The sequence below is a fragment of the Candidatus Photodesmus anomalopis genome (genome assembly GCF_000731785.2).
GTDB lineage: Bacteria > Pseudomonadota > Gammaproteobacteria > Enterobacterales > Vibrionaceae > Vibrio > Vibrio anomalopis.
The window spans coordinates 1-14,615 of sequence record NZ_JGVJ01000012.1 but is presented as its reverse complement, the minus strand read 5'-3'; the positions used below and the strand labels follow the sequence as shown (position 1 = coordinate 14,615).

Annotated in this window: 10 protein-coding genes and 2 pseudogenes; 4 read left to right on the top strand and 8 right to left on the bottom strand. The window is 30.0% G+C overall.

Annotated elements, in window-relative coordinates:
• Positions 1 to 87: 87 nt before the first annotated feature.
• Positions 88 to 1,359 (top strand): lipid IV(A) 3-deoxy-D-manno-octulosonic acid transferase, encoded by a 1,272-nt coding sequence (gene waaA / locus CF66_RS03040; protein ID WP_016503778.1) that lies wholly within the window; start codon positions 88 to 90, stop codon positions 1,357 to 1,359.
• Positions 1,360 to 1,463: 104 nt separating this feature from the next.
• The gene (gene dusA / locus CF66_RS03035) at positions 1,464 to 2,453 is read left to right on the top strand and encodes a tRNA dihydrouridine(20/20a) synthase DusA (protein ID WP_034411592.1); all 990 of its coding nucleotides are present in this window, start codon (positions 1,464 to 1,466) and stop codon (positions 2,451 to 2,453) included.
• Positions 2,454 to 2,503: 50 nt separating this feature from the next.
• On the opposite strand, the gene pgi is transcribed toward dusA, so the two are convergent.
• The 3 genes and pseudogenes from pgi to rfbB all read right to left on the bottom strand — a co-directional run bounded on the left by pgi (position 2,504) and on the right by rfbB (position 6,023).
• A complete protein-coding gene (pgi, locus tag CF66_RS03030; RefSeq protein WP_016503780.1) occupies positions 2,504 to 4,156 on the bottom strand; it encodes a glucose-6-phosphate isomerase in 1,653 nt (550 codons plus the stop codon).
• 592 nt (positions 4,157 to 4,748) lie between these two features.
• Positions 4,749 to 5,030, bottom strand: a pseudogene (locus CF66_RS03025) (sugar phosphate nucleotidyltransferase); the annotation flags it as partial.
• A gap of 3 nt (positions 5,031 to 5,033) precedes the next feature.
• A pseudogene (gene rfbB / locus CF66_RS03020) lies at positions 5,034 to 6,023 on the bottom strand (dTDP-glucose 4,6-dehydratase).
• Positions 6,024 to 6,635: 612 nt separating this feature from the next.
• On the opposite strand from rfbB, the gene CF66_RS03015 reads away from it, so the two are divergent.
• Both CF66_RS03015 and gpmI read left to right on the top strand, forming a co-directional pair.
• The gene (locus tag CF66_RS03015) at positions 6,636 to 8,516 is read left to right on the top strand and encodes a methyl-accepting chemotaxis protein (protein ID WP_034411588.1); all 1,881 of its coding nucleotides are present in this window, start codon (positions 6,636 to 6,638) and stop codon (positions 8,514 to 8,516) included.
• Between the two features lie 163 nt (positions 8,517 to 8,679).
• A complete protein-coding gene (gene gpmI / locus CF66_RS03010) occupies positions 8,680 to 10,218 on the top strand; it encodes a 2,3-bisphosphoglycerate-independent phosphoglycerate mutase (RefSeq protein ID WP_016503783.1) in 1,539 nt (512 codons plus the stop codon).
• Positions 10,219 to 10,402: 184 nt separating this feature from the next.
• On the opposite strand, the gene alr is transcribed toward gpmI, so the two are convergent.
• From alr to rpsF, 5 genes are all read right to left on the bottom strand, one after another.
• Positions 10,403 to 11,491, bottom strand: coding sequence for an alanine racemase (gene alr, locus CF66_RS03005; protein ID WP_016503784.1), 1,089 nt, complete (start codon positions 11,489 to 11,491; stop codon positions 10,403 to 10,405).
• The gene (locus tag CF66_RS03000) at positions 11,481 to 12,890 is read right to left on the bottom strand and encodes a replicative DNA helicase (protein WP_016503785.1); all 1,410 of its coding nucleotides are present in this window, start codon (positions 12,888 to 12,890) and stop codon (positions 11,481 to 11,483) included. Before CF66_RS03000 ends, alr begins: the two co-directional genes overlap by 11 nt.
• Before the next feature lie 197 nt (positions 12,891 to 13,087).
• On the bottom strand, positions 13,088 to 13,537 hold the full coding sequence (gene rplI, locus CF66_RS02995; RefSeq protein ID WP_016503786.1) for a 50S ribosomal protein L9: 450 nt from the start codon (positions 13,535 to 13,537) through the stop codon (positions 13,088 to 13,090).
• A gap of 35 nt (positions 13,538 to 13,572) precedes the next feature.
• The gene (rpsR, locus tag CF66_RS02990) at positions 13,573 to 13,797 is read right to left on the bottom strand and encodes a 30S ribosomal protein S18 (protein WP_016503787.1); all 225 of its coding nucleotides are present in this window, start codon (positions 13,795 to 13,797) and stop codon (positions 13,573 to 13,575) included.
• A gap of 180 nt (positions 13,798 to 13,977) precedes the next feature.
• A complete protein-coding gene (gene rpsF / locus CF66_RS02985; RefSeq protein WP_016503788.1) occupies positions 13,978 to 14,349 on the bottom strand; it encodes a 30S ribosomal protein S6 in 372 nt (123 codons plus the stop codon).
• Positions 14,350 to 14,615: the final 266 nt, after the last annotated feature.

Here is a 14,615-nt window from a genome sequence, read left to right as displayed (position 1 = left end):
TTTAAAAATATAAAAATTTAGCAAATAAAAAAATTTCTGAAAAACAGTTTGTTTTATTTAAACTAACCTAATCAGGTCCAACTAATTATGCTTATTAGATTAATATATCGCTTAATTTTAATCATTCTTTCCCCAATTCCACTGATTATGCTATATAAAATGCAATTAACAAATTCAACTGTTGGTAAACGATGGAAAGAATATTTTGGTAAGATACCAAAGATAGAATCTAAACAAAAACCAATATGGTTACATGCTGCTTCTGTAGGAGAAGTAATTGCAGCTTTTCCTTTTATAAAAGCTCTTAAAGAAAGTTCTCCTAATGAAAAAATTTTAATTACAACTACAACATCTACTGGTGCAGAACAAGTTAAAAATTTAGGCTCATTAGTTGAACATCGTTATATGCCTATTGATTTTAAATTTGCAATTAAAAACTTTCTTCAAGCTATTAAACCCAAAAAAATGTTAATAATGGAAACAGAACTATGGCCTAATACCATACATGTTGTTAGCGAAGCTGGTATTCCTATAATAATCATAAATGCTAGATTATCTAACCGATCAATGAAAAGGTATAAAAAGTTCAATATACTATGCCGGTTCTTTTTAGAAAAAATTACAGCATTTCTATGTCAACATAAAACTGATGCAGAAAATTTTATTTCTTTAGGAATTTTAAAAAGTAAGATCTTTGTGACTGGATCGATAAAATTTGATTTAAACATAGATAAATCTATTCTAAAAAAAGGGAAAGACTTGCGTAAAAAATTAGGTAAAAGACGTCCAATTTGGGTTGCAGTCAGCACTCATCCTGGAGAGGAAGAAGAAATACTAGCTATTCATCATCAACTTTTAGATGAACTGCCAAATATTTTACTTATTTTAGCACCTAGACATCCAGAAAGATTTAATGCTGTAGCTAAATTATGTAAAAAAAAGAAACTACAGTACTCTAGACGTAGTAAAAATCAAAAAATAACACAGCACGATTCTATATATCTAGCAGACACTATGGGTGAAATGCTAACTATTATAGGTGCTGCAACTATATGTTTTATGGGAGGAAGCCTAATTCAAGATAAAGTTGGTGGACATAACGTTCTTGAACCCGCAATACTTAAAAAACCTATTTTAATTGGGCCTAATTATTTTAATTTTTTAGATATTATTCTCCAACTTAAAAAACACCAAGCTATCAAAATCATTCATAATCCAAAAGAACTAGCTAATGCTTTAAAAATGCTCTTTAAATCAGAAAAACAGGTAAAAAAAATGGGAAATAATGCATTAAAAGTAATAAAAATGAATACAGGCGCAGTAAATAAAACAATTAACTTAATAAAATCTATAAAATAAAAATAACCTGCTAAATCTTTATTAATACTGTTTTCTATAAAAAAAAATAGAAATACTCTAGGGTAGTATAAATATACTCATATGAAATCAAATAAAAAAAACCAATGCAAAAATATAATAATATTTCTATAAATCGTTTCAGCGTTGCACCTATGTTAGGTTGGACAGACCAACATTGTAACTACTTCCATCGAAGATTATCTACTAAAACATTGCTTCATACAGAAATGATCACTACCAATGCAATTTTATATAGTAAAAAAAACAATTTAATCGAATATAATCCAATAGAACAACCTATAGCTATTCAACTAGCTGGTTCAAATCCAAGAGATTTTGCAAGATGTGCTAAACTCGTAGAGAATCTTGGATATAGTGAAATCAATATAAATATAGGGTGTCCATCAAACCGAGTTCAAAATGCAAATTTTGGTGCTTGTTTAATGACTAAACCTCATCTAGTTGTAAATTGTATATTAGCAATTAAAAGTATCGTAGATATTCCTGTTACAGTAAAAACTAGAATTGGTGTTGATAATCAAAATTCGGAACGATTTCTAATGAAATTTATTTCTACTGTGTCAGAAAAAGCAAAATGCAAAAAATTTACTATACACGCACGAGAAGCATGGTTAAATGGTTTAAATCCGAAAGAAAATAGAAACATTCCACCACTAAATTATTCCAAGGTATATCAACTTAAAAAAAAATTTCCACACCTAATTATTATATTAAACGGTGGTATAAAAACATTAAATGAATCATTACAACATTTGAAATATCTAGATGGTGTTATGATTGGCCGAGAAGCATATAAAAATCCATATATGTTATCTGAAGTTGAGAAAAAAATTTTTAATATGAATCAATTAAGAAAAAAACGGTACCAAATAATTGAAGAAATGTACCCTTACATTGAAGCTACACTTTCAACAGGGGGAAATTTAGGTCAAATCACTAGACACATGCTCGGTTTATTTAAAAATAAACCAGGATCAAAATATTGGCGTCGCTATATTAGTGAAAATGCATATAAAAAAAATGCTGGTATTGAAGTAATACAAAGAGCACTTAAAAAAATACAAAATATATAAAAAAAGAACTCAAATTTATCTGTCATAATGAAACTTTCATGTTTAAAGAATTAACTATTAAATTTTTTAAATACATTAATTAATCCATTAGTAGAACTATCATGCGAAGTGATTTTTAAATCATTATCAAGCTCTAGCAAAATCTTATCAGCTAATTCTTTTCCAAGTTCAACACCCCATTGATCAAAACTAAATATATTCCAAATAATGCCTTGTACAAAAATCTTATGCTCGTATATTGCAATTAAATTACCCAAAATACGAGGAGTAATTTTTTCAATTAAAATAGAATTTGTTGGCCTATTACCTTGAAATACTTTAAAGGGCACTAACATATTAATATATTTAGAGCTTTTTTTAGAATTTTTAAATTCATTTAAAACTACTTCTTCAGATTTACCAAACGCTAATGCCTCAGTTTGCGCAAAAAAATTAGATATAAGCTTTTTATGATGATCACCTATTGGATTATGACTGATTGCAGGAGCAATAAAATCACAAGGAATGAATTTAGTGCCTTGATGAATAAGCTGATAAAATGCATGTTGTCCATTAGTTCCAGGTTCTCCCCACACAATTGGACCAGTTTGATATTTAACAACTTTACCATTGCGATCTATATATTTACCATTTGATTCCATATTAGCTTGCTGGAAATAAGCAGAAAAACGATGCATATATCGATCATATGGAAGGATAGCTTCTGATTCCGCACCATAGAAATTATTATACCAAACTCCAATAAGAGCAAGAATAACTGGAATATTCTCTTCAAATTCTGTTGAAATAAAGTGCTTATCAATCTCATGAGCACCTTCTAATAATTCAATAAAATTTTCATAACCCACAGATAATGCTATAGATAGACCAACTGATGACCATAGTGAATAACGCCCCCCTACCCAATCCCAAAACTCAAACATATTTTCAATATTTATACCAAACTCAACTACTGAAACTGAGTTAACGGAAAGAGCTATAAAATGTTTTTCGATATCAGATTGATTCCCAGATGATTTTAAAAACCAAGAACGAGCACTAAATGCATTTGTCATCGTTTCTTGCGTAGTAAAAGTCTTAGAAGCAATTAAAAACAACGTTGTTTCAGGATTTATTTTTTTAAAAGTCTCTACAATATCAGTACCATCTACGTTAGATACAAAGTGTAATTTTAAATGATTTCTATATGATGATAGAGCCTCGCTAACCATATGAGGCCCAAGATCAGAACCTCCAATGCCAATATTTACTATATCAGTAATGGATTTCCCTGTATAACCTTTCCATTTACCACTAATAACAGAATTTGTAAAAAGCTTAATTTTTTCTAATACTGCATTAACGGATGGCATAATATCTTGGCCATTTAAGATTATAGGCTTATTGCTACGATTACGTAATGCTATATGAAGAACAGCACGACCTTCAGTATGATTTATTATATCCCCTTTAAACATTGAGGATATGGCTGTTTTTAACTCAGTCTCGTTTGCTAAATCAAATAACTTTGTAAGAGTTTCCTCAGTAATCAAATTTTTTGAGTAATCAATTAAAAGGCTTGTTCCAAATCGAATTGATAATTTATCAAATCGATTCGCATCTTGAGCAAAAAGTTTCTTAAGAAGCATACCTTTATTTATTTCAAAATGTTCTACTAATTTTTTCCAAGCTTTTGTTTTTATCGGATTAATATTTTTTAACATAATAATTATCCTGACATTAATTAGTGCTATAAATAGTCTAATATCAATGATATCTAGTAATTATTATTTTAATTACCAATACTAGATAGACATTAATAAAACATTACTATTATGTAGTTTTACAAATAGCATATCATATTTCTCAAAAAGTACATAATCTAAAATATTATGATTAAATTGCTTTTCATAAGAACATTTTTATCTAAATCTTGCCATTAAATTGGCATTTTCTATTTTTAAAAATAAGCAGATAAAAGAGAAAAAATTTCATAAAGAATAGGCAAATCTAAAGACCCATATTCATAATGCTTGATAGGATTAACATCTTGAGTTAAAGAATTAACTTTTAATAGAATGAATTCTAGGTTAGAATTTATTGCTATTTTTACGCTATTGCCCCTTTTTATTCTAGGAATAAATATTAATTTTATATTAAAAAAACTTTCGAATAAATATTTTTATTTAAAATAAAATACTAAATTTAGTATAATAGAAAATCAGTTTATCTATAAATGTAGTATGTTTTGCTAAATTTGATAAAACTGAAAAAAAGCAATTAACTGCATATTATATTGGATCTAAGATATCATAAAAAAATATTCTCTCCAAGAATCAGACAAACACTATATTTACCGATAAATTTTTCACCTAAGATTACTGCCTGAGCTAACCCATCAGGACTAGATTGTGTAATATGCTGTAACTGAATACCAAAATTATTACCATTTCCTAACAATCGCTTAAAACTTATCTTTTCTTCTGGTTTTGTAATAATGAGAATCTGCTTAATACCTGCTAACATAATGGTTGAAAGTGAATAATAAATCATTGGTTTATTATTCACTGGAAATAATTGTTTGGATACAGCACAAATTTTTTAGAAATCTACTAAACTAACTATAGAACTATCCAATGCTTGATATAACCAAGTTTTATTATTTAAATACCATTTAACTGTTTTTCGAACCCAGAATCAAAGGTTTCTTCAGTCTCCATCCTAGTTCTCTTTCAATTTTAGAGGAATCGATAGCATCATGAATATCATGCCCAGGACGATCTGTTACATAAGTGATAAGGTCTTGATATTTATTTGCTCCATTAGGTTTATTAGGTACTAACTCTTCTAATATAGAATAAATAGTTTTCATAACCTCTATATTTGTTTTTTCATTATAACCACCTATATTATAAGTTTCACCAACTCTTCCTATTGTAATTACCTTATACAAGGCTTTAACATGATCTTCAACATAAATCCAATCACGAATTTGCCTACCATTTCATAGATAGTCAGTGGTAGACCTTTTAAGGCATTTACAATGATTAATGGAATTAATTTTTCTGGAAAATGATGTGGTCCATAATTATTTGAACAAGGAGTTATTATTGTAGGAAGATTAAATGTTTTGAACCAAACTCTAACTAAATGATCACTAGAAGCTTTTGAAGCTGATAAGGATTAGAAAGTGAATAAGGAGTTTTTTCTGTAAAAGCTTGAATTAGATAATTGAGTTTTCCATATACTTCATCTGTAGAAATATAATGAAAACGAAAAAGTGTTTTACATTTATTGTTTAATTTATTCCAATAAGTTAGAGAAGATTTAAGTAAAGCATGAGTACCTAGAATATTAGTTCTGATAAACACTAATATTTCAGAGATTGAACGATCTGCATGGCTTTCAGCAGCAAGATGCATTACAGAATCTAGTTTATGCTCAGAGCAAACACGATTTAATTCAATGAAATCACAAATATCAACTTGTTCAAAGAAATAACTCCATTTTTTTATCACATGTATTTAAAATGATATGACGAATAACAGAAGATCCTATAAAGTCAGCACAACCAGTAACTAACAGTTTCATTTTCATCCTTAGTAGGAAGAATTTATTTTATTTTTTATACTTCCTCATTATTTAACCGATTATCAAAAAATCTGTCTTTAAAATATAAAAAATTGATAAGTAAATAATGTTTACTTAATAATAAAGAACAAGAAAAACAAGAAATTGTTCTTTACACATAACTTATCTAAATATATAACTAAAATATTATAGAATTTAAAATTAGAATAGCAGAGTAAAATTGCAAATTAGTTAAAACAGTCATATATAAAGGTATTAATAAAATTAAGAAACAAAAACCAGTTTAATTCCATTAAAGTAGTTAGCAATGGATATTGCTGTTTATATAAAGATAATAAACATTGAACTAGTATAATTAAAATATCTAAAAAGTGATTTTAATATCGCAAAAACTCTCTGTATACTATGGGTCAAATCAACAACAAACAACTCCATAATACTCTCCAATACTTTACCATATATTTAATTCTATATTTTATTTTTTTGGTACGAGTTTATAAACTTTAAAAGGCACATTAAATTTAATAATTAAAAGTTGTTTGATTTAACTAGATAATTTATTTAAATAAGAATTGCTACAATTATAGACTATTCATTTTAGGTAGAAAGCAAATGACTAATACGATTAAATTTAAGATACAGATCTCCATAGCAATCATTATTGCTATCGTAAGCACTGTCCAAGCATGGATTTCAGTAAACCAGCTAAAACAAGAAACAACCTCTGCGATCAATAGTGAAATGAAAAATATCAACATAACAACAGCTCGCTATATAAGTAATTGGCTAGAAATTCATAGTAAAATGATGCTTGCTAATGAATCTATTATCCGAGAATCAGGAAATGCTGATAGAGAAATGCTTGTTATTAAAAAAGCTGGCGATTTTCTATCTGTATACGCAGGTTTTAATGATGGCAGCATTTCCTATGGAGATAAAACAGAAATTTGGCCAAAAAGCTACGATCCAAGAAACCGACCTTGGTATAGAGATGCAATGTCCACGCAAAAATTAATAATAACTGAACCATACAGAGATTTTGATGGAAGCATCGTTATTAGTTTTGCTAAAGCCTTTTCTGGAAACAGAACTGGTGTACTGGCAGCAGACCTCACAGTTTCTAATATCATTGATGAAGTACTAAACCTGGAACTTGATGATGATGGATTCGCTTTCTTAGTTGATGGTAATAATAATATTGTTGCCTACAAACATGATAAATTAAGTCAAAAACCATTAACTGACTTAAATCCAATTTTGAATAAAAAGAAAATAAATGAGCTATCTGATATAGCTGACATCTCTACAGTTCCTTGGCCAAAACAAGGAAACAAATTAATTTTTATTTCTTCTATTCCCAAGACTGAATGGTCTCTTGGTTTAGTTATTGATAAAAACAAAGCATTGTATTCTGTATCTAAGCAAATTACCTTTACCACTGTTGCTCCTATTATCCTGTATATTATTATTGCTATAATTAGTACATGGATTATTACTCATCTACTTCAACCTTTAAAAACATTATCTAAAGCTCTACGAGAATTATCTCAAGGTAAAGGCGATTTAACACAACGAATTCATGTAAAACGTATGGACGAAATAGGAACATTGGCTAAGCATGTTAATCAGTTTTTAATCCAATTACAAAAAATGCTCAGAGGAATTGTTGATCATAGTCAAGAACTTTCTAAACAAGCAGAACAAGCCAGCAAAATTTCTCTTCAAGCAGCAGACCAAATCGAACATCAACAAAATGATGTAAATCAAATAGCTGCAGCAATCCATGAAATGTCTGCTACAGCAGCTGAAGTTTCTAGACATGCAGCTCTTACTGCTAATGCCTCAAAAGCATCATCTTCAGCTTGTAATGATGGTCAACAAGTGATTCAGAAAAATCAACAATCCATATTAAGCTTAGCCCATCAAGTTTCTGGAGCAGCAAAAATAATAGGAGAATTAGAAAACAATACTCAAAGCATCAATCAAATTTTATCGACTATTCAAGGCATTGCTGAACAAACAAATTTACTTGCACTTAATGCTGCAATTGAAGCTGCTCGCGCTGGTGAACAAGGTAGAGGTTTTGCAGTTGTAGCTGATGAAGTCCGTGTATTAAGTCAACGCACCCATGGCTCTACAGAAGAAATTCGTACTATGATTGAAACACTACAAAAAAATACTAGACATGCAGTTGATAGTATGGAAACAAGTACAAAACTCGCTGATACTAGTGTCAATTATGCTCAAGAAGCTCAAGATAGCTTAACTAAAATTACAGAAGCAATTACTGAAATTAACAATATGGCAGCTCAAATAGCAAGTGCCGCTGAAGAACAACGCACTGTAAGTGAAGATATTAGTCGTAATACTCAAGGTATCAAAGACGCTTCAGATGCACTAGCATCACAAGCTAGCCTAAGTAGCGAAAGCGCTAAAAATATGAATATAGCTACTAGTTCTATGCGTCAACAAATTAAACGTTTTAAAGTATAAATTCTAGAATATACATCCAATAACAGCAGATAATTTTTCTGAAAAATTAGTTCTATAATCATAATATATTTAAGAATATTTACTTGAAATAAACTTATATTAAATATAAAAAAGACTTACTTAAGGTTTCAGTTTTTTTAAAAACGAACTTGATGAGGTTATTATGTCAACTAAAAAACCAATGGTCCTAGTAATTCTTGATGGTTGGGGATACCGTGAAGATAATATAAATAATGCAGTTAACAATGCAAAAACACCAATAATGGATGAACTTATTTCTAATAATCCCAATACTATTATTTCAGCTTCTGGGGTTGATGTCGGTCTTCCAGATAAACAAATGGGAAACTCCGAAGTCGGTCATACTAATATTGGTGCAGGCCGTGTTGTATATCAAGATCTTACTCGTATTAGTAAAGCTATTTCCAATGGAAATTTTTTTAATAACCCTACTATTTTAGAATCAATAGATAAAGCTAAGACTACTGATAACGCAATTCATATTATAGGACTTTTGTCTCCAGGTGGAATCCATTCTCATGAAGAGCACATTTATGCAGCAATAAAAATGGCAGTGAGTCGTTCTGCAAAAAAAATTTACCTACATTGCTTTTTAGATGGCAGAGATACACCACCTTGTAGTGCACGAAATTCTTTACAACGTCTTGAAAATCTACTTGCTATTTTCAATTCTAGTCAAATTAGAATTGCTTCTTTGATAGGTCGTTATTATGCAATGGACCGAGATAATAATTGGGATAGAATTCAATTTGCATATGATCTTCTTACCTTAGCAAAAGCTTCTTTCACATATGATTCTGCATTAGAAGGATTAAGTGCAGCATATTTACGTCAGGAAAACGACGAATTTATAAAAGCAACTGAAATAAGAGCTAAAGGCCAAAAAAAAGTAAAAATTCAGAATGGTGATACAGTCATTTTTATGAATTATCGAGCAGATCGTGCACGTCAACTAACTAGTGTTTTTTTACCTGAATTTAATCATTTCAGACGAATAAAGGCTCCAATTACAAACTTTGTTATGCTAACTAAATATTCTGATTGCTTTCCATTACCAGTCGCTTTCCCTACAATCTCATTACATAATACATATGGTGAATGGCTATCTAAAAAAGGCTATACACAATTGCGTATCTCAGAAACTGAAAAATATGCGCATGTGACTTTTTTCTTTAATTGCGGTATTGAAAGCAAATTTAAAGGTGAAGTACATCAACTTGTCACTTCACCAAAAGTTCCAACTTACGATTTGCAGCCAGAAATGAATTCTAAAGAACTTACTAATAAACTTATTGCTGCAATTAAATCTAGTAAATATGATTCCATAGTTTGTAACTATCCTAATCCTGATATGGTTGGTCATACTGGTGTATATGAAGCTACAAAAAAAGCAATCGAAGCAATTGATATCTGTATTGGTGAAATTACTAAGGCTATTATAGAAGTTAATGGACAATTATTAATCACTGCTGATCATGGAAATGCAGAAATGATGGTTAATCCTAAAACCGGATCTATTCATACAGCACATACCAATCTGCCAGTGCCTTTAATTTATGTAGGTAATAAAAAATTTACATTTAAAAAAAACGGGAAACTATCAGACCTAGCACCAACTATGTTATATTTAGCGAATATTAATATTCCAACTGAAATGACTGGAAATATACTCATTGAATAATCGTAAACTTAATTTCTAAATTAAACGATTAATATCAATTATAATATTTTTTTAAAAAACCATTCATCCTTACGGATTCTATGCTTAAATAAAAATTCAGAAATGTTTTTGAACCAAAATACTTTACCTTAAAAATAAAGCAATAAGAAGAACACTATATTTAGTGATGAATATCATGCTATATTCACATATATTGAATTTCAACACGAGAAGTAATCCTTGTAACTAGTTCATATGCTAGTGTTCCTATATATCTTGCTATTTCTTCTGCTGGAAGTTCTCTCCCCCATAAAATAACTTCATCTCCCACTTTATCTATAGAATTAAAACCCAAATCAATTGTAATCATATCCATAGATACACGACCAACAATAGGAACTTTTCGACCATTAAGAAAAACAGGTGTTCCATTGGGTGCCATTCTAGGGTAACCATCACCGTAACCAATAGAGATCACACCAACTTTAGTATTACATTTACTAATCCATGTTCTACCATAACCAATGCTTTCACCATATTTAATATCACGAATAGCAATCAGAACTGATTTTAGTGTCATAACAGGACGATAACCCAAAGTATTTACTCTTTGATTAAAGAATGGAGACAATCCATACATAATTATTCCAGGCCTAACCCATTCTAAATAGGTTTTATTTAAATATAATAAAGCACCTGAAGCAGCAATTGAACGTTCGCCATTACAATCTTTAGTTAATGATAAAAATAATTTAAATTGTTTCATAGAAAAATTAAAATCATCAGCACAAGAAAAATGGCTCATAACTCGCAATGATTTGTCAATATTTCTACAAGATTTTAACCTAACTAGAAAATCAAAACACTGATTTGGATTAATTCCTAAACGATTCATACCAGTATCTATTTTTAACCAAACAACAATTGGAACTTTAAGTTTAGTCTGCTCTAATAACAATAATTGTTCTTCACAATGCAACACTGTTTGAATGTTATTAGCTGATAAAATAAACAAATCGCTTAGAGAATAAAAACCTTCTAATAAAATGATAGGTTTTAGAATACCAGATTCTCTTAACTGCAATGCTTCTTCAATGCGAGCAACCCCAATTGCATGAACACTATTAGTGCATCGGGCAATACGACATAATCCATGACCATAAGCGTTTGCTTTAAGTATGGCCATAATTTTACTATTAGGTGCTTGAGTTTTAATTAGAGCTATATTATCTTGAAAAGCCTTTAAGTCTACTACTGCCTTAACAGCTATTCCATAACCTTTATCATTGCTCATCTTCAAATGAAAAACCCATATAATTATCAAAACGAGCAAATTGACCTTGAAAGGTTAATTTTACCGAACCAATAGGACCATTACGTTGTTTCCCAATAATTATTTCAGCAACCCCTTTTAGTGAAGTCTTAGAATTATATACTTCATCACGATAAATAAACATAATTAAATCAGCATCTTGTTCAATAGCTCCAGATTCACGTAAATCTGAATTAATTGGACGTTTGTCTGCACGTTGTTCCAAAGAACGATTTAACTGCGATAATGCAACTACAGGTACATTTAATTCTTTTGCGAGTGCTTTTAAAGAACGGGATATCTCTGAAATTTCTAATGTTCGACTATCTTGCAAACTTGGAACTCGCATTAGCTGTAAGTAATCTATCATAATCATAGCTAATCCATCAGAATCACGTGCAATACGACGAGCTCGTGAACGTAACTCAGTTGGAGTTAAACCAGAACTATCATCAATATATATATTTTTCTTTTGCATCAAAATAGCAATAGTAGAAGATATACGAGCCCAATCTTCATCATTAAGTTGACCAGTACGAATCTTCGTTTGAGCAACACGAGATAAAGAAGCCAACATACGCATCATCAGTTGATCAGCAGGCATCTCTAAAGAAAAAATTAAAACTGTCTTATCTTGTAGCATAGCTATATTTTCACATATATTCATAGCAAAAGTGGTTTTTCCCATTGATGGGCGTGCTGCTACAACAATAAGTTCAGCGTTTTGTAATCCAGCTGTTTTTTTATTAAGGTCACTAAAACCTGTACTTAACCCTATCACACCGTCTTGAGGTGTTTTATATAGTATTTCAATTTTTTCTAACGTTTTCTCAAGAATACTATCAACATTCTGTGGACCTTCATTTTCAATTGTACGTGCTTCTCCAATAGCAAATACTTTGCTTTCAACAAAATCTAATAAATCTTCTGATGTCCTTCCTTGTGGATTGTAAGCTGCTGTGGCAATTTCATGTGATAAACTAATTAAACTTCTTATAAGAGCTCGTTCAGAGACAATAGTAGCATAAGCATTTATATTAGCAGCACTTGGAGTGTTTTTGACTAAATCAACTAAATAGGCTAAGCCACCAACATCTTCAAGCTGTTCTCGTCGGTCTAAAAATTCTGATAAAGTAACTAAATCAAGAGGTTTTCCATCTTCTAAAATTGATTTTATAGATTCAAAAATTAAACGATGAGGATGAAGATAGAAATCTTTTATTACTAGTTTTTCTGAAACTATATCCCAACGTAGATTATCTAGGAGTAAACCACCAATAACTGACTGCTCTGCTTCTAATGAATGCGGAGGAATCTTAATTGCATCAATTTCAAAATCTGTTTTTTTTTGATTTCTATTATTGATTTTGGAATTAGCCATAATTACACTCAATGTATTCTAAATATTGATGGTATAGGTATAACCGAACCTCAAATTTAATATATCTAAATCTTAATAAAAACTAAAACAGATATTATAAATTACAAAATAGAAAGCAAACTCAGAAAACTAAAAAAGAGAAAAGTAAATTTTTATAAAAAAAGACAAGCGTTATTTTACTTACTAAGTAATCTAAACTACGCTGAAACCACATGTAATCTAATAGAAACCACTACTTCTGGGTGAAATTGTAAACTAATATCAAATTCACCAGTACTACGGATCACTCCATCGGGTAAACAAATTTCACTTTTTTCTACTTCAACACCCATGGATGAAATAGCATTGGCAATGTTACGAGCACCAACTGAACCAAATAATTTGCCTTCATCACCTGCTTTAGAAGATATAACTACATTACTAAGATTATTCACTTTTTCAGCCCGAGCTTTAGCAAGTGATAACTGTTCAGTAACTTTAGCTTTCAACTTATCAGAACGAATCTTAAACATTTTTACATTAACTTCAGTAGCTACAACCGCTTTGCCTTTAGGAATAAGAAAATTACGAGCATAACCCGATCTAACATTCACTGTATCACCAAAGGCACCAAGATTACTTACTTTATCAAGTAAAATAACTCGCATTATACAATCCTTTTAAGTAAATAAAAAACCAATAACTAATGTTTATCAGTATAAGGTAATAAAGCCAAATAGCGTGCACGCTTAATAGCACGTGCTAACTGACGCTGATATCTAGAACTTGTACCAGTAATGCGACTTGGAACAATTTTTCCAGTTTCAGTAATATAATTTTTTAGAGTTACTATATCTTTATAATCGATATCTTGTATACCCTCTGCTGTAAAACGGCAGAATTTACGACGACGAAAAAAACGAGCCACAGTATATTTCCTATTAATCTTTTAATTAAAGAACTCTCTGAATGAGAGAATAACTTAGTTACGCTATCAATTCCAACAGATATAAGATACACATAATGAATTACGTCTATATTACTTTACAGAAAATCTATAAATAAAACCCTTCATTAAAAACTCAGACTATATTGGAAATACATATAGTCATGGTTGCTTTGTTAATCCTATACGCTCTTCTCGACGGGAAGAACGCTCTTCTTTTGGTTTCATCATAATAGATTGCTCAGTAATAGAATTATTTACAGACATAATCATATTACGCATAACTATATCATTAAAACGAAAAGCAGTTTCTATCTCATTAATGATTTTTGGAGTAACTTCAACATTCATAAGAACATAGTGAGCTTTATGTAGTTTATTAATTGGATAAGCCATTTGTCGACGACCCCAATTTTCTAAACGATGAACCGTACCGCCTGACTTAACTACAATGGAAGTATAATGATCAATCATACCTTCCACTTGCTCACTTTGATCAGGATCTACCATGAATACTATTTCATAATGACGCATTATTATTTGCTCCTTACGGACTATTAGCTTCCAAACTTATATTGACTTTCAAAAAACAAAGGTAAAAGGAAGCAAGGAACTAAAAAAACAAGGACTGCCGATTTTATAAAAAAAAAACAGAACGAGCAAGAAAAAAAAGATTATCTTAAACACTAAATCTATAGTTTAAATAACCCCTTCTAAGCTATTTTTTTAGAAAACATTTTAAAAATCATGTTCTATCTAACTTAGAAAGGGATATTATATCTTTCTTATTCAAAAATTTT

Bases quoted from the DNA above. Each gene is read 5' to 3' on its own strand.
- waaA (WP_016503778.1), top strand. From the start codon at position 88: ATGCTTATTAGATTAATATATCGCTTAATTTTAATCATTCTTTCCCCA.
- pgi (WP_016503780.1), bottom strand. From the start codon at position 4,156: ATGTTAAAAAATATTAATCCGATAAAAACAAAAGCTTGGAAAAAATTA.
- alr (WP_016503784.1), bottom strand. From the start codon at position 11,491: ATGAGCAATGATAAAGGTTATGGAATAGCTGTTAAGGCAGTAGTAGAC.
- dusA (WP_034411592.1), top strand. From the start codon at position 1,464: ATGCAAAAATATAATAATATTTCTATAAATCGTTTCAGCGTTGCACCT.
- gpmI (WP_016503783.1), top strand. From the start codon at position 8,680: ATGTCAACTAAAAAACCAATGGTCCTAGTAATTCTTGATGGTTGGGGA.
- CF66_RS03015 (WP_034411588.1), top strand. From the start codon at position 6,636: ATGACTAATACGATTAAATTTAAGATACAGATCTCCATAGCAATCATT.
- rpsF (WP_016503788.1), bottom strand. From the start codon at position 14,349: ATGCGTCATTATGAAATAGTATTCATGGTAGATCCTGATCAAAGTGAG.
- CF66_RS03000 (WP_016503785.1), bottom strand. From the start codon at position 12,890: ATGGCTAATTCCAAAATCAATAATAGAAATCAAAAAAAAACAGATTTT.
- rplI (WP_016503786.1), bottom strand. From the start codon at position 13,537: ATGCGAGTTATTTTACTTGATAAAGTAAGTAATCTTGGTGCCTTTGGT.